Genomic DNA, 21,562 nt, shown 5'->3' with positions numbered 1-21,562 from the left:
GCCTCAGTCCATCAACTCGGCGATCTGGAGCACCAGCATGGGCGGGTAGCGCTCCAGCGCGAGCGCGACCGGCATGTTGATGAGCAGGGTGAAGCGGCGCAGCGAAGGGGTGGGCAGGTTGGCCGGGTCGGCGCCCTCGCGCAGGATCTGCTCGGCCTGATAGCCGGCGACCTGACCGATGCTGGAAAGTGAGGCGAAGAGTGCGAGCATGGCATCGCCCTGCCGGATCGGCAGCTCCGCCGAGGTGAAGACCGGCAGGCCGGTCTCGACCGCGGCGGCGGTGTAGGCCTCTACATTCTGGATGATGAAGGAGCTGGATACCGTGACCAGGAAGTCCGGCTCCTGCTCCGCAATGGCCTGCATCGCCGGCGCGATGGACTCCGGCAGGGGGCGGCCTTCGGGGCCCGGATCAAGCTGTTGCTCCACGACCTCGACGCCGAAGCGCGAGGCGGCGACGCGCAGGGCACTCACCGCAGCCACGGAGTTCAGTTCGTCGGCCCCGTAGACCACGCCGATCCGGTCCACCTCCTGGTAGGACTGCATGACGCGCAGCTGGGCCTCGAGCGGCACCTGGATGTTGGCGCCGGCCAGATTTGGGCGCTCCGACACGTCGGGGCGGTTGACCAGCCCGGCGCCCAGCGGGTCGGCCACGTAGAGATAGACGGCCGGGATGTCGGTGACATAGGTCTCGCTGTCGGTTGTGCCGACCGGGCCGACCATGCCGAGGCTGATCGCCGTGCCCCAGGTGACCAGCAGGTCGGGCTGCAGGTCCTTCACCTCTTCCACCAGATCGGGAATGCGCGTGGTGTCGCGTTCGATGGAGCGCTCGATGAACTCCACCGCCAGGCCGCGGTCCAGCAGGTAGCTCTTGAAGGCTTCGCAGACCTCCTCGCAGCCGCGGAAGGTGGCGATATAGACCTGATGGCGCTCGGCCGCTTCCGGTTCCTGCGCATGCAGCGGCGTGGCGGGAGCCGTGGCAAGGATGCCCAGCAGCGCGCTCAGCAGAATGCTTACCGCGACCCAGCCGGTTGTTCTGCGCCCTTGCATCCGCTTTTGCCCCCCCTTGCTTCCGTCAGTTCACCGCGCTGGCGCCGCCGCGTGCGCGCAGCAGTGAGATTGCCGTGAACAGAAGCCCACAGGCCAGAACGTACAGCCCGAGCAGCCCGATCGTCCAGGCATAGCCGTAGAGGGCCGCAAGACTGGCCGCCAGAATCGGGCCCAGGACACTGCCGATGCGCTCCAGCACGCGGTAGGCCGAGATGGCGGCGGTGCGTCTGTCTCCGCCCACCCGGTCGGCCTCCTGAAGCAGGATGGCGCCCTGGGACGGGATGCACAGCGCATGGGCGACGCCCACCAGACCCATGGACAGCGCGACCCAAAGCGCGAAGTGGGCGCTGCCTTCCAAGGCACTGGGCAGTATCGCTGCCATTCCGGCCAGCAGCAGTCCGCCACCGGCGAAAAGGCGGTAGCGCCCCACCCGGTCCGCCAGTCGGGCCATCGGCACGCCCATCAGGATCATCACCACGAAATAGACCATCATGGTCTGGCCGATCACCGAGGTGGAGTAGCCGACCGAATCAAGCAGCATGGGCGTGGCGTAGAAGAGATAGCCGGTGGTGAGCAGCTGCGTCGGAATGGCGGCGATGAGAATCAAGAGCTGAAAGCGCGGGTTCGCCAGCACCGTTCCGAAGTCGGCCAAGCGCAGCCGCACCCCGCCACCCATGGCTGAGGTGCCCCGGTCGCGCAAGTTGATCACCAGCATGAAGGCCGAGAGCAGGGTCACCGCTGCGGCCACCAGGAAGGTGGCGTGATAGCCCAGGCGGTCGGCGAGGATGCCGCCGATGGAGGTGCCGCAAAGCCCGGCGGTCACGAAGGCTGCGGTGTAGATCGCCATGCCTTCAGCCCGACGGTTCCGGCCCGCCGCCCGGGCAATGTAGTCCAGTGCCGCGATGGTGGTGAGCGCGAAGCCCACCGCATTCACCGCGCGCCAGAGGATCAGCATGGCGATGTCGTTTGCCAGGGCGGTCATCAGCAGGCCAACCCCGGTCGGCACCAGGCCGAGCAGGAAGAGTCGGCGGCTGCCGAAGCGGCCGGCCAGCGCCCCGGCCATGGGGGTCAGGATCGCCACCAGGAAGAGGTAGAGCGCGATCGGCAGGGCGATGGTGATCTCGTAGGACAGGCCGGGCAGCGGCTCGTAGAGATCGCGCGCGAAGATCGGCAGGAAGGAGCGGCTGAGTTCCGTCGCGAAGAAGAACAGGAAGAGCGGCATGCGCACGTCGGCGATGCTGCCCTCGGTGGCAGCGGCGGGGCGCGCCTCGGGGCGCAGGCGCTCGCCCAGGTCCTGCATCAGGGCGCTGAGTTCCGGCGGCGCGGTGGGGCGCAGGCGGGAAAAGGCCTCCTCCAGCGCAGCAAAGCGCTCCTGCTCACGCCGCACCATCCTGTTGAAGGCGGCGGCGAAGCGGCCAATCTCGTCGCGCGTCTCTCCCGGAACCAGATGGCGGAAGACTCCGCGCTCCCCTTCGGCCATCAGGTGGCTGAGCCGTCGTACCGGCTCGGTGACGAACATGGCCACCACCACCAGCAGCACCTCGAAGGTGAGGAAAAGCGCCACCAGCAGGATGACAAGAATCTCCGCCTGGATCTCGCGCAGGCGATCCGTCACATAGCCCGGTGCCACGGCCACGGCCAGTCGCCCCGCCTCTGCGCTGGGTGACCCGACGGCGACGGTTTCGTTCCAGCTCGCTTCGGCTGGCACCCCTTGTTCCGAACTGACGAACAGTGTCCGGCCGCTGCTGTCGCGCAATTCGATCTTCAGGATTTCCGGATGGTCTTCCAGGATGGCGGCGGCAAAGGGCTCGAAGCCGCGCAGCTCCTCGAGCGGGATGCCCGCGGCCAGGGCGCGATCGATCTCGCTGCCGATGACGCTGGCGACCACGCCGGCCTTGGCCTCGAGGCGCGGTTGCAGCACCCGCTCGAAACTTTGCAGGCTGAGATAGGCCACGCCCGACAGCGCAGCGGTGAGCAGTGCAAGGGTCAGGACGATAAGCCCGTAGGACAGGCGCTTGAGCCCGCGTTCCTCGATCACCTTTTGCCCCATCCCCTTGAGCGCCCGCCGGCCAAAGCATCCGTTTCGCCAACCGCCCCTTTCCGAGCGGAGGCGATCCCGTTCAGCGGCGCGCCAGCGCGTTCTCGGCCTCTTCGACCTTGGCCTCCAGTTCCCCAACCTGTTGGTGGACGACCTGGAAACGGCGCTCCAGATCGTCGGTCGGCAAGCCGCCGTCCACCGAGGCCTGGCGCTCCCGCCCCTCGACCAGGCGGGTCAGGCGCGCAAAACCCCGGGTGACGCCGCGCAGATACCAGCCGGTCAGCAGCAGTGCCGCCACGCAGCTCAGCAGCAAGGCGGCCAGGCCGAAGCGCAACTGTTCCAGCGTCACCTGGCGCACCAGGGCGCTGCTGGCAGCGCGGTCGTAGTGGAGCGCCACCACCCCGGCCTGCTGCCCGAAGGCGTTGAGCAGCGGCACCATCAGCCCGAAGGAGTGGCTGTCGGAGAGCACCAGCGTGTCGTCGCCGCCGCCCCGTTCCGGCCTTTGCAAGCGTTGCAGGCCCTCGGACAGGCCGGCTTCATCCGGGGGCGTGCCGGCGAGGTGCAGCAGTTCACCCTGTTCGTCGAGGATCGCCAGGGAAAGGATATCCCCGTGGGTCTCCACCAGGCGGCGCAGGATGCCGCCGAGATTGTCCATCTGCTCCAGGGTGAGGCCGAGTGCGAGTCCGCGCTCGGCCGTCGTCTTGACGTCCAGCGCCAGCACGAGGAAGCGCGACTGCTCCACCTCCTCCTGCAGCGAGCGGAATTTGGCGTTGGTCAGATAGGTCAACAGCAGCAGGGCGAAAGCGATGATCCCCACCATGTAGACGGCAATCTTGACCGACAGTCGCATGCGACCGTTCCCGAACCCGCTCAGCTGGACTCCGCGCTACTTGACGGCAGCCAGAGCGGTCTGCCGGTCTGCTTGGATGGAGAAGATGCTGGAGAAGCCGCTGATGTCGAAGACCTCGCGGACGTGCGGCGACAGGGAGCAGAGTGCCAACTTGCCGTTGCTGGCCCGCGCCTGCTTCGCGCCCTTGAGCAGCACCCGCAATCCGGCGGAGCTGATGTACTCGAGGCCGGAAAAATCCAGGACGACCGCAGGCCGGTTCTGAACCTGATTGGTCAATACCTCGTCGAGTTGCTTGGAGGTGTTGCTATCCAGTCGCCCCTGAATCGACAGGATCAGGACGTCACCGTCCATGGTTTCATCAATCTGCATCGTGCTCTTACCTCGTCTGCTCTATGCCGCGTTGGGCTGGTCCGTCAGCGGCTTGCGGAATCCCAGCCTATTTCGCCCATCCTCGCGCCGATAGCAAAGGTCATCCATCAGGGTACGCAAAAAATGCAAGCCAAGACCACCGATGGGCCGCTCTTCCACCGAGGCGTCCAGGTCCGGTTCCTTGACGGACAGGGGGTCGAAAGCCACGCCATCGTCCTCCACGACCACGGCGACGGATTCCGGTTCGCGCTGTAATTGAATTACGATCTCCCGCTCACCCGCATCCGCCTCGTATCCGTAGCTGACGATGTTCGTCACCAGCTCGTCGAGCACGAGGTTGAGATGATAGGCGGCCCCTGTGGGCACCGCCTTGGCCTCACAGAATTCCTCAAGCGCCTCGCTCAACTTGTCGAGCTCCGTCAAGTCGTTGCGCAGTCGCAGTTCCAATCGCGCGCTCTTCGCCTCGGACATTTTTCCCTCGCCCCCGTGGCGCCAGCATACCACAGTGATCGCGGCTGCACAGGGAGTAAAGCCTGCAATTGATCCGTGCCTTGGACGGCGCGGCATTGCGTGTTGCGCGCCACGGACTTCCGGCCTAGCTTGGCACTCGATGGGCGGCAGAGAATATTAAGTAAATATTACAGTCCGTTAGGGGGGGGCGGGGTGGAGCACCTGCAACGCAACGCTTATGGCGAGCAGTCAACGCGACGGGCGCGACTGACCATCGGCGCGCTGGGCATCCTTGCAATCCTGATTGCCGGAATCGTCGCCCTGTTCAGCCTTTACTATGCCGACCAGGGGCACCGGCAGACGGTCCAGACGCTCCAGGACCTGGATGCGGCCAGCCGTGAGGCCGGGGCGGCGCAGGTCGCCTTCAAGCGACAGGTGCAGGAGTGGAAGAACCTGCTGCTGCGTGGCCACGATGCGCAGGACTACGCCCGCTATCGTGATGCGATGCAGGCCCAGAGCGAGCGCGTCGAGGCTGCCCTGGCGGCCCTCTCCCGCGCGCCGGCCACGCCAGCGGCCCTGACCGAGCGGGCGTCGGTGGCGCGTGCGCTGCATGGGCGAATCCAGGCGGACTATGAGGCGGCAGCCGCTGCCTTCGAGGAGGCGGGACGCCAGAACCCTGTTGCGGTGGATGCCCGGGTTCGCGGGGTGGATCGCGGACTGGACCAGGCGCTGGATGCCTTGGCCGAGCAGTTGCGCGCCGCTCTGGGTGAAGCGCTGCAGGAGGCCCGAGTGGCCGCGGAACGCCGCTATGAGGCCCTGCGCAAGGTGGTGCTGTTCGCCCATGGGCTCGGCATCGGCTTGCTGACGCTCCTGCTGCTGCTGGCCCTGCGTGACCCTGTGGGTCGTGGTCCGGCGGCGCGCGGCTGAACCGGGCGGACGGGATGGAGAGTTTCGCCAGTCTCTTTGCCGGTCTCGGACTCTTCTTCATCGGCATCCGCTATATCGGCAGCCATCTGAAGCGCATGACCGGCCGGCGTTTCCGCCGTGTCGTGGCGGCGGCCACCCGCCGGTCAGGCACAAGTGCGATTGTTGGCGTGCTGGCCGGCGCGCTCACCCAGAGCAGCAACGCCGTCACTTTCATCGCCGTGGGTCTGGTCACAGCCGGCCTGACGGAGGTGCGCCGGGCCGCCCCGCTGGTGGCCTGGTCGAACGTAGGAACGGCGGGTCTGGTGCTGCTGGCGGCGGTGGACCTCAGGCTGCTGGTACTCTTCCTGCTCGGCCTGGTGGGCTTCGCCTACTACTTCGATGTCGAGCGGTCGGCGCGCTGGCGGCATGTGGTCGGCGCGCTGCTGGGCATCGGCCTGCTGTTCCTTGGCCTGCAGTACATCAAGGCCGCGGCCGGCCCCTTGCGCGAACTCGAGTGGATGACCGCCTTCCTGACCTTCGCCGGCACGGCCGACTGGCTCGGGCTGGCGATCGGGCTGCTCGGCGCGCTGATCCTGCAATCCTCGGCAACGCTCACCGTCATGGCGGTCACGCTCACGGGCCTGGGTCTGCTGTCGCTGGAGCAGACCCTGGTGCTGGTTCTGGGCTCGGGCGTCGGCTCCGGCTTGAGCGTGGCCGTCATGGCCGGCGGCCTCAGCGGCAGCGCGCGCCAGCTTGCCTACTTCCAGGTCGCGGTGAAGCTGCTGGGCAGTCTGGGCGTGCTGCTGCTCTTCTGGTTGGAGCGCGACGGGGGCGTGCCACTGCTGCTCGCAGCGGTTCAGGCGCTGGCCGAGGGGACGGCGCTGCAGATGGCGCTTCTCTTCCTGGTCATTCAGCTCGCCGGCGCCCTGCTCAGCCACCCCCTGCAGCGGCCGCTGCTGCGGATTTGCGCCAGCCTGGCGCCGCCAGCCCCCGCCGAAGCGCTGGCACGCCCGCGTTTCCTCTACGACCAGGCGCTGGAAGACAGTGCGATCGCCCTGGAGCTGGTGGAGCGCGAGCAGCAGGCGCTGTTGACCCGGCTCCCGGCCCTGATTCCGGCCGACGGTCAGGTGGTCCCGCCGCCCGCGGAGCGGCGGGCCGTGCTGGAGGCCAGCCAGGAAGTGGTGGCTGAGGGCGAGCGCTTTCTCTCGGAGGTCGTTCGGCGCAGCGAGGGCGATGAAGCGCTGGGACGGGCCATGAACCTCAAGAGCCGCAATGCGCTTCTGCAAGGCCTCTGCGAGACCCTGGACGAGCTCATGACGGCCCTGGACACGAGCAACGGAACGGACGGGCCCCCGCCGCTGTCGGCCAATCTCACCGAGGCGGCCCATGCGCTGCTCGACAGCCTCGTTGAGGCCGGCGGCGAAGGCGACGCGGTGGATCCGCAGCTCTTGCGTGCCCTGACCTCGGATCGCTCGGCCTTGATGGAGAAGCTGCGGCGCGACCTGCTGCGCAATGGCGCCGAGTTGGGGTCGGATCAGCGCAATGGGCTACTGGCTGCCACGGCGCTGTTCGAGCGCCTGGTGTGGCTGATCCACCGCTATGCGGTGCTGCTGCCGGACCCCGAGGCAGAGGGAAGCTCGCAAAAGGCGCCCGAGCGCGCGTCCACTTGAAGAAAGGCACGCTCGTGCCCTGCCAGCACGACCGCGGTAAGCGCGTTGCCATAGACGGCGCCGGTGTCGACGTTGATCCGGTTGTGAAGATTCTCCGCAGTCGCGACCGGCGAGTGCCCATGCACCACCACGCCGCCATGGTCGGCCTCGCTGCGGTGGAAGAGCCCGCGGATCCAGATCAGGTCGTCGCGTTGCTGCCGAGCAAGCGGCACGCCGGGGCGCACGCCGGCATGGGCGAAGAAGTAGCCGCCTTCGCGGTGGCTCAATGCCAGGCGCCACAGCAGCGCCCTGTGGCTCTCGGGCAGCCGCGCCCGCAGGGCTTCGGCCAGCGCCGCCGGTCGCTCTTCCGGATCCACGCCGTAGCTGCGGCAGGTTTCGTCTCCACCGTAGTCCAGCCACAGCGCCCCCAGGGCCGGGTTGCCGGTGAGAAAGCCCAGCATCATCTCCTCGTGATTGCCGAACAGGCAGACCTGCTCGAAGCCTTGCGGCGGTCCTGCCACCAGCCGATCGAGCACCTCGCATGAGGCGGGACCGCGGTCCACGTAGTCACCCAGGTAGATCAAGACGCGGCGTGTGGCCGGATGCGCGGCCGCGTCGGCCTCGATGCGCTCCAGCAGGAGCTCAAGCAGCGCCGCCTCGCCATGGATGTCACCGATGGCGTAAAGACGCGTGCCCGGCGGAGCAGCATAGCGGCTCACCGCAAGTCCCCTCTCGGCTTCTCCCCGCTGTGCCCCTGGACTTTCACTAGGCCAGCAGACGCGCGAGATCGCCGTCGCGAATGGCGCGCTCCATCTCCTCGTCCAGGCTGCGCGCCATCTCTTCCATGAGACGGTGCCAGATCGCCGTGCGCTCGCCGCGCCCCAGGTTCTCGCGCACCGTGGTGCTGCGCTCCAGGCGGGCCTCGACGCTGCCATCGGGGTCGCCCTGGGCGTTGCGTGCCCGCAGGGCCAAAGCGATGCGCGCATCGTAGCGTTCGCTCTGTTCGCGGGTCACCAGCCCGCGCAGGCCGCTGCTGCGCGGCAGTGTCGTTTCGGTGACCGAGGCTTCGCGCAGCACCGCTTCAATTTCCCCGGCGCTGCCCACGGCCTGCAGGCGGTCGCGCACCCAGCGTTCGATCACGGTGGGCGGCGGATCGGGGAAGAGGTGCCCCACTTCAGGCGCTTCGCGCGGCTGCCGGCTTTCGTCCCGGAAGACGACGCGCGCCACGTTGAGGCGCAAGGGCGCGCGGTGGCCGAAGCCGATCTGGGTGTAGTCGGGGCTGGGCGGCGGCGGCGGCGTGCAGGCGGCGATCAAGGGCAGCCCACCGGTGAGCAGGAGGGTGAAGGACAGGAAACTGCGGCGGCTTGTCATTCTTCTTGGTCCGAATTCTTGTTCGTGAAGTTTCCGGCCGCGGCTCGGATCGCGTCGGTTTAGCGCGCAGCCGGCCGTGGCCAGTCAACCTTGCTGACGTGCTTTATCCACAAGTGGCGTGTTTCGGGACTGGCTGCAAGCGTCGGCGTCAATTCTTGCGGAGTAGTCGCCTTTCCCCTTCGCGCTTTCCTTACCCGCTTGCTTCTGGCAGAAACCCTGCTTCAGCAGACAGTCGCCATGTAAGATCCTCGTGAACCCCTGCGCGTCGGGCCCCGAGTAGGTCCGTGCGCCCAGTCAGAGTGCCCGCATGCCCAAGCGTAACGACATCCAGTCCATTCTCATCGTCGGTGCCGGCCCCATCGTCATCGGACAGGCCTGCGAGTTCGACTATTCCGGAGCCCAGGCCTGCAAGGCGCTGCGAGAGGAGGGCTACCGGGTGATCCTGGTGAACTCCAATCCGGCGACGATCATGACCGATCCCGGGCTGGCGGATGCCACCTATGTGGAGCCGATCACGCCGGAGTTCCTGGAGAAGGTGATCGCGCGTGAGCGCCCCGACGCACTGCTGCCCACCATGGGCGGCCAGACCGCGCTGAACGCCTCGCTGAAGCTGAACGAACTGGGCATCCTGGAGCGCTACAACGTCGAGATGATCGGCGCCGATGCCGATGTCATCGACAAGGCCGAGGACCGGCAGCGCTTCCGCGAGACCATGGATGCCATCGGCCTGAAAAGCCCGGCCTCGCGCATGATCACCAGCTTCGATGCGGCCATGGACGCGCTCGACTTCGTCGGCCTGCCGGCCATCATACGGCCGTCCTTCACGCTGGGCGGGACCGGCGGCGGCATCGCCTACAACCGCGAGGAATACGTCGAGATCGTCAAGAACGGGCTGCGAGCGAGCCCGACCAACGAGGTGCTGATCGAGCAGTCGGTGCTGGGCTGGAAGGAGTTCGAGATGGAGGTGGTCCGCGACAAGGCGGACAACTGCATCATCGTCTGCTCCATTGAGAACATCGACCCGATGGGCATCCACACCGGCGATTCCGTCACCGTGGCCCCGGCGCTGACGCTGACCGACAAGGAATACCAGATCATGCGCAACGCCTCGATCGCCTGTCTCAGGGCGATCGGGGTGGAGACCGGCGGCTCCAACGTGCAGTTCGCGGTCGATCCCGAAACCGGGGAAATGGTGGTGATCGAGATGAACCCCCGGGTCTCGCGCTCCTCGGCGTTGGCCTCCAAGGCGACCGGCTTCCCCATTGCGAAGATCGCGGCCAAGCTGGCGGTTGGCTACACCCTGGACGAGCTCGACAACGACATCACGAAGGTGACCCCGGCTTCCTTCGAGCCGACCATCGACTATGTCGTCACCAAGATGCCGCGCTTCACCTTCGAGAAGTTCAAGGGCACCCAGGCGCTGCTTTCGACCTCCATGAAGTCGGTCGGCGAGGCCATGGCCATTGGCCGGACCTTCCAGGAGTCGCTGCAGAAGGCCTTCCGTTCCATGGAAACCGGCCTCAGCGGCCTGGATGAGGTGGTGATCCCCGGCGGCCTCGATGAGGAGGGTCAGGTCGACCGCGAGGGCGTCCTGGGCTACCTCTCACAGTCGGTGCCGGAGCGGCTTCTGGCCGTGGCCCAGGCCATGCGCTACGGGCTCACGGTGGAGGAGATTCACCGCGCCACGCACATCGACCTTTGGTTCCTGCGCCAGATTGCCGAACTGGTGGAGGCGGAGGCCGGACTGCGTCGCGATGGCCTGCCCCGGGAGCGGCGGACCCTGCTGCGCCTCAAGTCCATGGGTTTCTCCGACGCCCGCCTTGCCGCCGTGACCGGGCAATCGGAGGCCGCCGTCGAGGCCGCTCGGCTCAGCGTGGGGGTCCAGCCGGTCTACAAGCGGATCGACACCTGTGCCGCGGAATTCCCCTCCCCCACGCCCTACATGTACTCCTGCTACGAGGGCCACGACTGGCGCGAGCCGGAGTGCGAGGCGGAGCCCAGCGATCGCGAAAAGGTGATGATTTTGGGCGGCGGTCCGAACCGGATCGGGCAGGGCATCGAGTTTGACTACTGCTGTGTCCATGCCGCCTATGCCCTGAAGGAGGCCGGGTTCGAGGCCATCATGGTCAACTGCAACCCGGAAACCGTCTCCACCGACTACGACACCTCGGATCGCCTCTACTTCGAGCCCCTGACGGTCGAGGACACGCTGGCCATCGGCCGCCTGGAACAGTCGCGCGGGACGCTCAAGGGCGTCATCGTGCAGTTCGGCGGTCAGACGCCGCTGAAGCTGGCCCAGGCCCTGGAGACCGCCGGACTGCCGATCCTGGGCACGGCACCCGACGCCATCGACCGGGCCGAGGATCGCGAGCGCTTCCAGGTGCTGCTGCAGGAACTGGGCCTCAAGCAGCCGGCAAACGGCTTGGCGCGTTCGCTGGAGGGGGCGGTGGCGGAGGCCGAGCGCATCGGCTATCCGGTGCTGCTGCGCCCCTCCTACGTGCTGGGCGGCCGGGCCATGGAGATCGTCCATGACGAGTCCGAGCTGCGGCAGTACATTGCCACGGCGGTCCAGGTTTCCGGGCGCAACCCGGTGCTGATCGACTCCTACCTGCGCGACGCAACCGAGGTCGACGTCGACGCCGTCTGCGACGGGAAGGACGTCTTCGTCGCCGGCATCATGGAGCACATCGAGGAAGCGGGCATCCATTCCGGAGACAGCGGTTGCTCGCTGCCGCCCTATTCACTCTCGCAGGATATCGTCGAGGAGATCGAGCGGCAGACGGCGCAGCTTGCACTTGCCCTGGGCGTCGTCGGGCTGATGAACGTGCAGTTCGCGGTGCAGGGCTCGGAGATCTACATCCTGGAGGTCAATCCGCGGGCCAGCCGCACCGTGCCCTTCGTGGCCAAGGCGACCGGCGTGCCGATCGCGAAAATCTCCGCCCAGGTCATGGCCGGGGCCAAGCTCGCCGACTTCAATCTCGCCCGTTCAAAGCGCGAGCATGTCGCGGTCAAGGAGGCGGTCTTCCCCTTTGCGCGCTTCCCCGGCGTGGACGTGGTGCTGGGGCCGGAGATGAAGTCCACCGGCGAGGTGATGGGCATCGACCGGGACTTTGCCCGGGCCTTCCTCAAGTCGCAGCTCGGCGCCGGCGTCAAGCTGCCGTCCAAGGGCCGCGTCTTCGTTTCGGTGAAGGATGGCGACAAATCCTTCGCCGCGCAGCTGGCGCGCCAGCTCATCGAGGTCGGCTTCTCGGTGATTGCCACCGCAGGAACGGCTGCATATCTGGAGTCGCAAGGCATCGCGGCCGAGTTCGTCCATAAGGTGCGTGACGGAAATCGACCCCACGTTGTTGACCGGATGATCGACGGGGATGTCCAGCTTGTGATAAACACCACGGAAGATCGCAAGGCTGTGGCGGACTCCTTTTCCTTGCGCCGCAGCGCCCTGACCAACTCCGTTCCCTACTACACGACCATGGCGGGGGCGGAGGCTGCGGTTCAGGCGATTATCGCCGCGCGTGGCGGGCTGCTTGAAGTGGCTCCGCTTCAGTCATACTTTAAAGGAGCGTTCTGACCGCCCCTGCGGTCGGAACGCACGTTTTTTCGGCCACCTCGAAGGGTCGGCACGCTTGCCAGGAGGGTTTCCGAAGGGCGATGAGCGAAAAGTTTCCCATGACAGCCGAAGGCTTTGCCCGGCTGGAAGAAGAATTGCGTCACCTCAAGACCGTTGCGCGGCCCGAGGTGATCAAGGCCATTGCCGAGGCACGCGAGCACGGTGACCTCTCGGAGAATGCCGAGTATCACGCGGCGCGTGAGCGCCAGTCCTTCATCGAGGGCCGTGTGGGCGAACTCGAAGACAGGATCAGCCGCGCTCAGGTGATCGATCCGACGAAGCTATCGGGCGACACGGTCAAGTTCGGCGCCACGGTGCGCGTGGTCGATGAGGACACCGACCAGGAAACCCAGTACCAGATCGTGGGCGAGACCGAGGCCGACGTGAAGGCAGGTCGCATCGCCGTCACCTCGCCCATTGCCCGGGCGCTCATCGGCAAGGCCGTGGGCGACTCCGTGGAGGTCACCACCCCCAAGGGCACCAAGGCCTACGAGATTCTCCACGTCCAATACGTTTGAGCCATTGGACCGACCAGCGGTTCGACCTGGAATGGTGTGTTCCGGGTCGAACGCAGGGATGTGGTCGGGGGGATGTGGTTGGGCGGGAACGCGAAGCGCTACCGGCAAAACGCGAACCACTCCAGATGATTTCGCCCGGTCCGCCGGCCCGGCTGTAGTGTCGCCGGACCACGCTTGGCGGGATCGGCGTTACTCCATTTCAGCACGCAGTTTCTGGCGTAACACGTCGATGGGCACGGCACGGCCTTCCACGTCGAGATGCCAGAAGGACCAGCCGTTGCAGGCCGGCGCACCCTGCAGGGCGGCGCCCACCTGATGGATCGAGCCGCGGTGATCGCCTTCCGGCCCGCTGGCGATCAGCGTGCCGTCGGAGCGCACCTTGGCGCAGTGCCGGCGACCCGGGCCGTAGAGCAGGGTGCCCGGCTCCAGCAAGCCACGCTCCACCAGCCAGCCGAAGGGCACCCGCGGCGCTTCGCGCTTGGGCTTGATCTCGATGAGGCTGGGGTCGGTCAGGGGCTCGACGCGAGCGATGCGCTCGCGGGCGATGCGGGCGTAGTCGTTGTCGCGCTCCAGCCCGATCCAGCGCCGCCCCAGGCGCTTGGCCACGGCGCCGGTGGTGCCGCTGCCGAAGAAGGGGTCCAGCACCAACTGCCCCGGCCGGGTCGAAGCGAGCAGCACGCGGTGCAGCAGGGCCTCCGGCTTCTGGGTCGAATGCTGCTTGCGCCCTTCGGCGTCGCGCAGGCGCTCGCCGCCGCTGCAGATCGGAATGTACCAGTCGCTGCGCATCTGCAGATCGTCGTTCAGCGCCTTCATGGACTCGTAGTTGAAGGTGTAGCGTGACTCTTGCGAGCGCGCGGCCCAGATCAGGGTCTCGTGCGCGTTGGTGAAGCGCCGGCCGCGGAAGTTGGGCATGGGGTTGGACTTGCGCCAGATCACATCGTTGAGGATCCAGTAGCCGCGATCCTGCAGCGCCGCGCCGACCCGGAAGATGTTGTGATAGCTGCCGATGACCCAGAGCGTGCCATCGGGCTTGAGCAGGCGCTGCGCCTCGGCGAGCCAGGCCCGGGTGAAGGCGTCGTATGTGGCCAGGTCGTCGAAACGGTCCCAGCTGTCCTCGACGCCGTCGACCCGGCTGTTGTTCGGCCGGTGCAGCTCGCCGCCGAGCTGCAGATTGTAGGGCGGATCGGCGAAGATCACGTCGACGCTGGCGTCAGGAAGGCTGCGCATCAGCTCGATGCAATCGCCTTCCAGCACCCGGTCCAGCGCCGCGTCCAATGCCGCCGCTTCGGCCTCCTTTCCCCCTTGGGCTGCGGCACGTTTTCTTGCCGCTGCCCGCGCCGAAGCCTTGGTCACACCCGCCATAGTCTCTACCCCCGATCAAAGGCCCTTGGGCCATCTGCATGGTGTGCAGCATCCTACGACCGGGAATCCGGGTCAAGATTCTTGAGCGGACTCAGGTATTTGGGAGAAAAAGTTGACGTATGGGACTAAAAGAGCGCCGGTGATGCTGGCAAGGCCCTAGATCTAGTAGGGCGCGGCGATGCTCCGAAGTGCCATAGCCGCGATTGCGCTCCCAGCCGTATCCGGGAAAGCCTCCGGCGAGGTCTTCCATCTCGGCGTCGCGCGCCACCTTGGCCAGGATCGAGGCGGCGGCGACGGACCAACTCAGATCGTCTCCGCCGACCAGGCAGCGATGCTCGCAGGGCAGCGCCGGGGCGTGCAGACCGTCGATCAAGGCCGCCTCTGGTACCACCGGCAGGGCGGCCACGGCACGCTGCATGGCCAGCAGGCTGGCTTGCAGGATGTTGATCGCGTCAATCTCCGCCGGCGTTGCGCTGGCCAGGGCGGTCGCGGCGTAATCGGGGATGGCTGCGGCAAGCGCTTCGCGGCGCCGGGCCGTGAGCTTCTTGGAATCCTGCAGGTCCCGACGCAGCGTTTGCGGCAGTGCCTTGAGATCCAGAACGACGGCTGCCGCTGTCACCGGTCCGGCCAGGGGGCCGCGGCCCACCTCGTCCACACCAACGACAAGGCGCCCGTGAAGGGCGCCCAATTCGATCTCGTAACGATCGTCCGGCATTCCGTCTGCTCTCGCGGCCTCCCAGGCCCCAGCGATACTGCAGCGGTCTGCCGTGTTCAACGGCATTCAAAGAGGTAGACCGGATCGCGTTTCATCTGAACCAGCCCGGGCTCAGATTAAATGCGTGCATTCATCCCGTCGCTCAAAAAGCCCGTCGCTCAAAAAGAAAGACCGGACCGCATCAAGGTGAATGCGATCCGGTCTTGCGGCTTCAGGCCGGCGGATGTGTCGCGGCAATCTGCAGCGACGGCACATCCGCCGGCCCCGACCCTTAACGGGTCACGCCGCCATCCCGTGCCCGTCGCTCCAGGCCTGGGTCTGCTTGCAGTTCGGGCAGATGCGTTCGCCCGACCACTGAGAGCGGAACTCGTTGCGGCACATCAGACACTTGCGCGCCTTCGACACGTGCGGACGGTCGCTCTCCGGCTTCTTGACTGTCTCACTGCGATTTCTGGCCATCGGATCTCTCCCAAGCCCTTGCCATTCGGATCATTCGTGGATGGCTTCAGTATATAAAGTAGATTCATGTGTCATCAAAGCATCATATCGCAGCGCAGCATTGCATTCTGCGAATAACCGATCTGCCCTGACGGCTAAGTCTTTCAAATGGAAGACTAAAACAGGGCCATCTGCCCCTCGGGGCCCGGTGTCCTGAAGCGGCTTATATCGAGATCCCAACTGCGTTTGTCCAGACCCAGTCGGCGCAAAGCCAGGGAAAATCGCCGGGCGAGAAGGAAGGCGTAGGGCCCTTCGCCGCGCATGCGGCTGCCGAAACGCGCATCGTAAAGGGCGCCGCCGCGGGTGTCGCGCAGCAGGTTCAGCACCTTCGCCTTGCGCTGCGGAAAATGTGTCTCCAGCCACTGCTCGAACAGCGGGCCCAGTTCCCGCGGCAGGCGCAGGAGGATCCAGGAGGCGCGATCCGCCCCGGCCTCGGCCCCGGCTTCGAGAATGGCTTCCATCTCCATGTCGTTGATGGCCGGGATCATGGGCGCGGCCAGAACGGCCACCGGCACTCCGGCCTCGGTGAGCCGGCGCAGGGCTTCCAGTCGCCGCTTCGGCTGCGCCGCGCGGGGTTCGAGGATGCGCGCCAGCGCGCCGTCCAGCGTGGTGATCGAGAGGCAGACCCGCACCAGGCCCTCACGCGCCATGGGGGCGAGAATGTCCAGATCGCGCAGCACCAGGGCGGACTTGGTGATGATGGAGACGGGGTGGTTCGCCTCGGCGAGCACCTGAAGCAGGCCGCGGGTGATCTCGAGCTTGCGCTCCACCGGCTGGTAGGGGTCGGTGTTGGCACCCAGCGCCAGGGTGGAGGGCTTGTAGCCACGCTTGCGCAGGGCCTCGCGCAGCAGCTGCGGCGCCTGATGCTTGGCGAAGAGTCGGGTTTCGAAATCCAGCCCGGGAGAGAGGCCGAGGTAGGCATGGCTGGGCCGGGCAAAGCAGTAGATACAGCCGTGTTCGCAGCCACGGTAGGGATTGATCGAGCGCTCGAAGGGCACGTCCGGGCTGTCGTTGCGTGCCAGGATGCTGCGGCTGGCGTCGGGCAGGACGCTGGTCGCGGGCCGCTCCTCCAGTTCCTCGGGATCGAGCCACCAGCCGTCCCAGGTGGCCTCGCGCTCGTAGGCTTCGAAGCGGCCAGTGGGATTGCCCACCGCGCCGCGCCCCTTGATCGCCTGTTCCGGTCGTCGCTCATCCATGCCGGCAGCATAGGTTCAAAACCAGAACAAACGCAATACGGAAGTGGCGTCAGTCTTCGTGCCGCGTTTCGGCGAACAGCTGCTCCAGCGTCTGCGGATCCTCGGCATCGATCACGCGGCGGGCCAGGGTGCCGGGGAAGCCCTGGCGCCCGAGGGCGGCCAGATCGCGTTGGCGCCGCTCTGCCCGCTGTTCCGGCACGCGCCAGGGCCCCAGGCGCCGTCTGCGGGCAAAGGCAATCGCGGCGGCCAGTTCCTCGTCGCCCGGCGTCTCCTCCGCCACGGCCGAGAGCGCCTGCTGCGCCAGCTCCGCAGTGATGCCCTTGGCTGCGAGGCGGGCGCGCACGCCGGCCGCGGAGGCGCCGCGCCGCCGCAGGGCCCGGGCGCGTGATTCGGCGAAGGCGGCATCGTTGACCAGGCCGCGTTCCTGCAGCCGGGTGATCAAGGTCTCCACTGCTGCCGCGCCTTCCGCCGGATCGGTCTCGTGCGCTTCGGCAGAGCGGGCCACCTTGCGCAGCAGCACGCGGCGCAGGCTGGACGAGGAGCTGGCGTAGCGCTCCAGGTAGAAGAGGGCGGCGCGTTCGAGGTAGTCGGGCGTTGCCTTGCGGGGCGCGCGCCTGCGGGGCTTGGCTTTGTCCGACATGATGCATGCGCCTCCTGCAAGTGACCCATGGCGCCAGCGGCCTTGTTCCGCTGGAGATGCGGCGTTATGTCCAAGCCATGATCGACAGCAACCCGTCTGCCCCGCCCGCGGCCACGCCGCCGGCGCCGCGGCAACTCGGCCAGATCAACTGGCTCGGCCTCTGGACCCTCTATCTGAAGGAGGTGCGCCGTTTCCTCAACGTCATTACCCAGACGGTGATGGCGCCGGTGGTGACGGCGCTGCTGTTCCTGGCGATCTTCACCCTGGCGCTGGGGCGTGGCTCCATGGTGGTGCATGGCCTGCCCTATGCGCTCTTCCTGGCGCCGGGGCTGATCACCATGACCATGCTCCAGAACTCCTTCGCCAACACCTCCTCCTCGGTGCTGATCTCGAAAGTGCAGGGGAACATCGTCGACGTACTGATGCCCCCGCTCTCCACCTTCGAGTTCACGCTGGCCTATGCCGCGGCGGGGGTGACGCGTGGCCTTCTGGTCGGCCTGGCGACGGGTCTGGCGATGCTGCCCTTCGTGTCGCTCGGCCTGAACGCGCCGCACGCGGTGCTGTGGTACGCGCTCAACGCCTGCCTGATGCTGGCACTGCTGGGCCTGATCGGGGGCATCTGGGCAGAGAAGTTCGATCACATCGCGGCCGTGACCAACTTCGTCATCGTGCCGATGTCCTTCCTGTCGGGCACCTTCTACTCGGTCGAGCGCCTGCCGGAGGAGTGGTCCTTCGTCGCCCACTTCAACCCCTTCTTCTACCTGATCGATGGCCTCCGCTACGGCCTCGTCGGCGTGCATGACGGCAATCTTGTCCTAGGCGCCATCCTGGTCGGGGTGGTCAATGTGCTGCTCTGGGCGCTGGCCTACCGCCTGGTGGCCAGCGGATACAAGCTGAAGCCGTGAAGCCGCCGGCTGTCTCGGAAACCGCGGGCTGGCGTCCGCCGCGCAACTGGGGGCGGATCGGCTGGCCAGCGCTCTGGGCGCTCTACCGGCGGGAACTGCTGCGCTACCTGCGCATCGCCCCGGAAAGCCTGGGCGGTGCCCTGATCTCCTCCCTGCTCTTTCTCGCCGTCTTCTCCCTGGCCTGGCCGGATCGCCTGCAGCTTCAGCCCGGAGTTTCGGCCCTGGTCTTCCTGGCACCGGGCATCGCGGGCTACGCGCTCTTCCACAATGCCTTCGAGAACGCGGCCTTCGGCCTGCTCTACGACAAGCTTGAGGGCATGCTGGGCGATATCCTGATGGCCCCGCTGACCCCGGCGGAGATTCTCTGCGCCTATGTCGCTGCGGCGGCAACCGGCGGCTTGATCACCGGCAGCGCGGTGCTGCTCGTGCTGGCTCTCTTCATTCCGCTCCCCCTGCCGGCCCTGCTGCCGGTGCTCGCCTTTGCGGTTCTGGGCACGCTCTTCTTCGCTCTGCTCGGGTTTCTGACCGGCATGTGGGCGGAGAAGTGGGATCGCTATGCGGTGGTCGACACCTTCCTGGTGATGCCGCTGGGCATGCTCTCGGGCAGCTTCTTCACGCCCGCGATCCTGCCCGAAGCCGCGCGCTGGATCATGCAGGTCAATCCCGTCTTCTACTTGATCGATGGCTTTCGCAGCGGCTTCACCGGCGTGTCGGAGGCGTCGCCGCTGTTCGGGTTCGCCCTCGGGCTGGTCCTGACGACGGCCCTGGGAGCGCTGGTTTGGCGCCTGCTGCGTCGCGGCTGGCGGGTACAGACCTGAACACAGCGGCCCGTAACACAGCGATCCGTCAGGCTCCGGCCTTGCCGTCCCGGCGGGTCAGCAGGCAGCCCGCCCCCAGCAGAACCAGCAGCAGCGGCACCCACAAGCGGCCCAATTGGGCATAAACCGTGGGCGGCAGCGGGTTGGGAAGTGGCGAGTCGGCGGCAGCCACCGCATCCTGCTCCAGGCGAACCAGCGTTCGCCCGTAGGGATCGACCACGGCGCTGATGCCGTTGTTGGCGACGCGCACCAGCGGCAGCCCCTCCTCCACGGCACGCAGGCGCGCGCTGGCTAAGTGCTGATGCGGGCCGGAAGAGCGGCCGAACCAGGCATCGTTGGTCAGGTTCAGCAGCCATTCGGGGCGCGGGGCATCGCGGGCGGTGACCCGGCCGGAGAAGATGATCTCGTAGCAGACCAGAAGGCTGGCCGGCGGCAGGCCAGGCAGCGCGGCGGTCGTCAGTCCGGGTCCGGAGGAAAAATCCAGGCTGCCGGCGGTGATCTTGTCCATGCCGAACCAGCCCAGAAAATCGCGCAGCGGCAGGTACTCGCCGAAGGGAACGAGGTGAAACTTGTCGTAGCGCAGCCGCGTCTCGCCCTGCTCGTCCAGGGCATAGATCGAGTTGTAGACGCGCGGGTTGCCGCTGTCCGTCTCCTCGTAGGCCGGCGCGCCGGAGATCAGCAGGCCATCCGGCGGCACCAGCTCGCCCAGCGCCTCGGCCAAGGCCGGCTCGTGGTTGAGGTACCAGGGCAGGGCGGTTTCGGGCCAGATGATGTGGGTCGGCGGGGTCGGTGCCGCTTGACGGGACAGGCGGGCATGCTCCTGCAGGTGCTGCTGGCGCAGTTCCCCCTGCCACTTTTCGTCCTGCGGGATCGAGGGCTGGACGAGGCGCAGGGACACGTCCGGCTGCATTGCTTCGCCGGACCCGGGCGCCTCGGCCAGGCGCAGTGTGCCGTAGCCCAGGGCCAGCAGCGGGAGCAGCCAGCAGAGCGCCAGGAAACCCAAGCCACGCCGCAGCGGCAGGCGGCCCGTGCCGGCCAGCACCGCCGGCGCGGCCGCGGCCAGCAGGGTGAGGACGGTGAGGCCCCAGACGCCCGCGACCGCCGCAATCTGCAAGGGCGCCGGGTGCAGGCTCCAGACGCTGCCCAGCAGGTTCCAGGGAAAGCCGGTGAGCAGGACCGAGCGCGCAAACTCGGCCGCCAGCCAGACAAGGGCCAGGAGCAGGACCCGGGCGCGTCCCTGCAGCCCGCTCTGCCAGATCGCCCAGAGGGCCAGGCCGATGAAGAGCGCCAGGCCGCCCGACAGTCCCAGCACCGAGACCGGCATGAACCAGCCGAACCGCGCCAGATCGACCGTCATGGCGATCCCGACCCAGTAGAGTCCGGCGGCGAAATAGCCCAGCCCGAAGCACCAGCCCAGTGCAAAGGCCTGGCGTCGGTCGCGGGCGCCGTCCAGCAACCAGAGCAGTCCGGTGAAGGCAGGTATCAGCAGGGGCAGCAGGAAGAGCGGCGGCAGGGCAGCCGCCGCCAGCAGGCCGCAGAGCAGCGCCACGCCGGCCCGGCTCCAGGGCGAAAGCCCCGCCAGACGGCGGGCGAGGCCTTCCAGAACCCAGGCCCGACTGGGCGAGGGGGGTGTCAGGTCGTCCGGCCTCGTCACCCCGCCCCGGCCTCGCGCAATGCAGGCAGGTTGCGCAAGCGCAGGCGCTTGATGCGCCGCGGATCGGCTTGCAGCACCTCGAAGGTGACCCCGGAGCCGGCATGCTCCACCAGTTCGCCCCGACCCGGGATGCGCCCCGCGATGTAGAAGACCAGTCCGCCCAGCGTATCGATATCCTCGTCGTGCTCCTCTTCGGTGAGGATGGGACCGACCAGCCTCTCAAAGTCCTCGATGGGCGTGCGGGCGTCGGCGAGCAGGGTGCCGTCCGGCCGCCAGGCCATCTTCGGCGCCTCGACCACGTCGTGCTCGTCCTCGATCTCCCCGACGATCTCCTCCACTAGGTCCTCGGCCGTGACCAGACCGTCGATGCCGCCGAACTCGTCGACCACCAGGGCCAGGTGGCTGCGCTTCAGGCGCATGTCCAGCAGCAGGTCGAGCACCCGCATCGAGGGCGCAACGAATTCCGCCGGTCGCAGGATGTTACCGAGGCGGAAGGCATTGCCCTGGCGGCTGACCGCGAGCACGTCCTTGATGTGCACCATGCCGACGATGTCGTCCAACGACTCGCGGAAGACCGGCAGCCGGCTGTGGCCGCCCTCGGCAATGGTTTCCAGCACCCGGTCGAAATCGGCATCGAGGGGCAGGGCGACGATGTCCGCGCGCGGCACCATCACGTCGTAGGCGGTGAGATGGCGCAGCTTGAAGATGTTGCCGAGCAGCATCCGCTCATGGGTGCCGATCGGCGTGGCGTCCTCATCGTCCTGGTCTTCGATCTCGCCGATGATCTCCTCCAGGGTCTCGCGCAGCTGCTGGCTGTCACCGTTGCGCCCGCGCAGGCGGCCCATGATCCAGCCCACGGCACGTTTGAGGGCTCCCGGCTCTTCGCCCTTGCCGTTGCGCCCGCCGTTTCTGCAAGCGCGTTCGCGTTCTTCCGGGGGCTCGGTATCCGGCACGGGGCGCGGTGCT

General features: G+C 67.2%; 20 protein-coding genes. 6 read left to right on the top strand and 14 right to left on the bottom strand.

The window, feature by feature from the left end:
* Positions 1-3 precede the first annotated feature (3 nt).
* The 5 genes from ABZ720_RS06050 to ABZ720_RS06030 all read right to left on the bottom strand — a co-directional run bounded on the left by ABZ720_RS06050 (position 4) and on the right by ABZ720_RS06030 (position 4,775).
* Positions 4-1,047, bottom strand: coding sequence for an ABC transporter substrate binding protein (locus ABZ720_RS06050; protein ID WP_366554611.1), 1,044 nt, complete (start codon positions 1,045-1,047; stop codon positions 4-6).
* A 25-nt stretch (positions 1,048-1,072) separates the two neighbouring features.
* On the bottom strand, positions 1,073-3,097 hold the full coding sequence (locus ABZ720_RS06045) for an MFS transporter (RefSeq protein ID WP_366554610.1): 2,025 nt from the start codon (positions 3,095-3,097) through the stop codon (positions 1,073-1,075).
* Positions 3,098-3,167: 70 nt separating this feature from the next.
* Entirely contained in the window at positions 3,168-3,935 is a 768-nt protein-coding gene (locus ABZ720_RS06040; RefSeq protein ID WP_366554609.1) for a PDC sensor domain-containing protein, read from the bottom strand.
* Positions 3,936-3,971: 36 nt separating this feature from the next.
* Entirely contained in the window at positions 3,972-4,304 is a 333-nt protein-coding gene (locus ABZ720_RS06035) for an STAS domain-containing protein (protein ID WP_366554608.1), read from the bottom strand.
* 21 nt (positions 4,305-4,325) lie between these two features.
* Entirely contained in the window at positions 4,326-4,775 is a 450-nt protein-coding gene (locus ABZ720_RS06030) for an ATP-binding protein (protein ID WP_366554607.1), read from the bottom strand.
* A gap of 192 nt (positions 4,776-4,967) precedes the next feature.
* Here ABZ720_RS06030 and ABZ720_RS06025 point away from each other — a divergent pair, with 192 nt between their 5' ends.
* Complete coding sequence (locus ABZ720_RS06025; protein WP_366554606.1) at positions 4,968-5,681, top strand: hypothetical protein; 714 nt, start codon at positions 4,968-4,970, stop codon at positions 5,679-5,681.
* Between the two features lie 14 nt (positions 5,682-5,695).
* The gene (locus ABZ720_RS06020) at positions 5,696-7,330 is read left to right on the top strand and encodes a Na/Pi symporter (protein WP_366554605.1); all 1,635 of its coding nucleotides are present in this window, start codon (positions 5,696-5,698) and stop codon (positions 7,328-7,330) included.
* Here ABZ720_RS06020 and ABZ720_RS06015 read toward each other — a convergent pair.
* The gene (locus ABZ720_RS06015; RefSeq protein WP_366554604.1) at positions 7,258-8,028 is read right to left on the bottom strand and encodes a metallophosphoesterase; all 771 of its coding nucleotides are present in this window, start codon (positions 8,026-8,028) and stop codon (positions 7,258-7,260) included. The two genes, ABZ720_RS06020 and ABZ720_RS06015, sit on opposite strands and share 73 nt — an antisense overlap.
* 46 nt (positions 8,029-8,074) lie before the next feature.
* A complete protein-coding gene (locus ABZ720_RS06010) occupies positions 8,075-8,680 on the bottom strand; it encodes a hypothetical protein (RefSeq protein ID WP_366554603.1) in 606 nt (201 codons plus the stop codon).
* 307 nt (positions 8,681-8,987) lie between these two features.
* Between ABZ720_RS06010 and carB the strand changes: the two genes are divergently transcribed.
* Both carB and greA read left to right on the top strand, forming a co-directional pair.
* On the top strand, positions 8,988-12,251 hold the full coding sequence (gene carB, locus ABZ720_RS06005) for a carbamoyl-phosphate synthase large subunit (protein WP_366554602.1): 3,264 nt from the start codon (positions 8,988-8,990) through the stop codon (positions 12,249-12,251).
* Between the two features lie 80 nt (positions 12,252-12,331).
* Positions 12,332-12,808 carry a transcription elongation factor GreA gene (gene greA / locus ABZ720_RS06000; RefSeq protein ID WP_366554601.1) on the top strand — a complete coding sequence of 159 codons (477 nt, stop codon included), beginning with the start codon at positions 12,332-12,334 and terminating at the stop codon, positions 12,806-12,808.
* Between the two features lie 189 nt (positions 12,809-12,997).
* Here greA and ABZ720_RS05995 read toward each other — a convergent pair whose 3' ends face one another.
* The 5 genes from ABZ720_RS05995 to ABZ720_RS05975 form a co-directional block, all read right to left on the bottom strand.
* Entirely contained in the window at positions 12,998-14,035 is a 1,038-nt protein-coding gene (locus tag ABZ720_RS05995; RefSeq protein WP_275821469.1) for a site-specific DNA-methyltransferase, read from the bottom strand.
* Positions 14,036-14,261: 226 nt separating this feature from the next.
* Entirely contained in the window at positions 14,262-14,885 is a 624-nt protein-coding gene (rnhB, locus tag ABZ720_RS05990) for a ribonuclease HII (RefSeq protein ID WP_366554600.1), read from the bottom strand.
* A gap of 279 nt (positions 14,886-15,164) precedes the next feature.
* The gene (locus ABZ720_RS05985; RefSeq protein WP_366554599.1) at positions 15,165-15,344 is read right to left on the bottom strand and encodes a hypothetical protein; all 180 of its coding nucleotides are present in this window, start codon (positions 15,342-15,344) and stop codon (positions 15,165-15,167) included.
* 155 nt (positions 15,345-15,499) lie between these two features.
* Complete coding sequence (locus tag ABZ720_RS05980; protein ID WP_366554598.1) at positions 15,500-16,579, bottom strand: PA0069 family radical SAM protein; 1,080 nt, start codon at positions 16,577-16,579, stop codon at positions 15,500-15,502.
* A gap of 49 nt (positions 16,580-16,628) precedes the next feature.
* Positions 16,629-17,219, bottom strand: a complete 591-nt coding sequence (locus ABZ720_RS05975; protein WP_366554597.1) for a RecX family transcriptional regulator — start codon at positions 17,217-17,219, stop codon at positions 16,629-16,631.
* 77 nt (positions 17,220-17,296) lie between these two features.
* Here ABZ720_RS05975 and ABZ720_RS05970 point away from each other — a divergent pair, with 77 nt between their 5' ends.
* Both ABZ720_RS05970 and ABZ720_RS05965 read left to right on the top strand, forming a co-directional pair.
* Entirely contained in the window at positions 17,297-18,124 is an 828-nt protein-coding gene (locus tag ABZ720_RS05970; RefSeq protein WP_366554829.1) for an ABC transporter permease, read from the top strand.
* On the top strand, positions 18,121-18,942 hold the full coding sequence (locus tag ABZ720_RS05965) for an ABC transporter permease (RefSeq protein WP_366554596.1): 822 nt from the start codon (positions 18,121-18,123) through the stop codon (positions 18,940-18,942). The genes ABZ720_RS05970 and ABZ720_RS05965 overlap by 4 nt, the downstream gene beginning before the upstream one ends.
* A gap of 28 nt (positions 18,943-18,970) precedes the next feature.
* Here the strand turns inward: ABZ720_RS05965 and lnt are convergent, their stop codons facing one another.
* Positions 18,971-20,596: an apolipoprotein N-acyltransferase gene (gene lnt, locus ABZ720_RS05960; RefSeq protein ID WP_366554595.1), complete on the bottom strand. Its 1,626-nt coding sequence runs from the start codon at positions 20,594-20,596 to the stop codon at positions 18,971-18,973.
* Positions 20,593-21,549 (bottom strand): hemolysin family protein, encoded by a 957-nt coding sequence (locus ABZ720_RS05955; protein WP_438264085.1) that lies wholly within the window; start codon positions 21,547-21,549, stop codon positions 20,593-20,595. Before ABZ720_RS05955 ends, lnt begins: the two co-directional genes overlap by 4 nt.
* Positions 21,550-21,562 lie beyond the last annotated feature (13 nt).

This window comes from Aquibaculum sediminis (assembly GCF_040712085.1).
GTDB lineage: Bacteria > Pseudomonadota > Alphaproteobacteria > Kiloniellales > DSM-21159 > Aquibaculum > Aquibaculum sediminis.
Note: the sequence above shows the minus strand (reverse complement) of the source record. Positions and strands in the feature narration are given on the sequence as shown.

Coding starts and splice junctions, on each gene's coding strand:
- ABZ720_RS06050 (WP_366554611.1), bottom strand. CDS start 1,047: ATGCAAGGGCGCAGAACAACCGGCTGGGTCGCGGTAAGCATTCTGCTG.
- ABZ720_RS06045 (WP_366554610.1), bottom strand. CDS start 3,097: ATGGGGCAAAAGGTGATCGAGGAACGCGGGCTCAAGCGCCTGTCCTAC.
- ABZ720_RS06040 (WP_366554609.1), bottom strand. CDS start 3,935: ATGCGACTGTCGGTCAAGATTGCCGTCTACATGGTGGGGATCATCGCT.
- ABZ720_RS06035 (WP_366554608.1), bottom strand. CDS start 4,304: ATGCAGATTGATGAAACCATGGACGGTGACGTCCTGATCCTGTCGATT.
- ABZ720_RS06030 (WP_366554607.1), bottom strand. CDS start 4,775: ATGTCCGAGGCGAAGAGCGCGCGATTGGAACTGCGACTGCGCAACGAC.
- ABZ720_RS06020 (WP_366554605.1), top strand. CDS start 5,696: ATGGAGAGTTTCGCCAGTCTCTTTGCCGGTCTCGGACTCTTCTTCATC.
- ABZ720_RS06010 (WP_366554603.1), bottom strand. CDS start 8,680: ATGACAAGCCGCCGCAGTTTCCTGTCCTTCACCCTCCTGCTCACCGGT.
- carB (WP_366554602.1), top strand. CDS start 8,988: ATGCCCAAGCGTAACGACATCCAGTCCATTCTCATCGTCGGTGCCGGC.
- greA (WP_366554601.1), top strand. CDS start 12,332: ATGAGCGAAAAGTTTCCCATGACAGCCGAAGGCTTTGCCCGGCTGGAA.
- ABZ720_RS05995 (WP_275821469.1), bottom strand. CDS start 14,035: ATGCGCAGCCTTCCTGACGCCAGCGTCGACGTGATCTTCGCCGATCCG.
- rnhB (WP_366554600.1), bottom strand. CDS start 14,885: ATGCCGGACGATCGTTACGAGATCGAATTGGGCGCCCTTCACGGGCGC.
- ABZ720_RS05985 (WP_366554599.1), bottom strand. CDS start 15,344: ATGGCCAGAAATCGCAGTGAGACAGTCAAGAAGCCGGAGAGCGACCGT.
- ABZ720_RS05980 (WP_366554598.1), bottom strand. CDS start 16,579: ATGGATGAGCGACGACCGGAACAGGCGATCAAGGGGCGCGGCGCGGTG.
- ABZ720_RS05975 (WP_366554597.1), bottom strand. CDS start 17,219: ATGTCGGACAAAGCCAAGCCCCGCAGGCGCGCGCCCCGCAAGGCAACG.
- ABZ720_RS05970 (WP_366554829.1), top strand. CDS start 17,297: ATGATCGACAGCAACCCGTCTGCCCCGCCCGCGGCCACGCCGCCGGCG.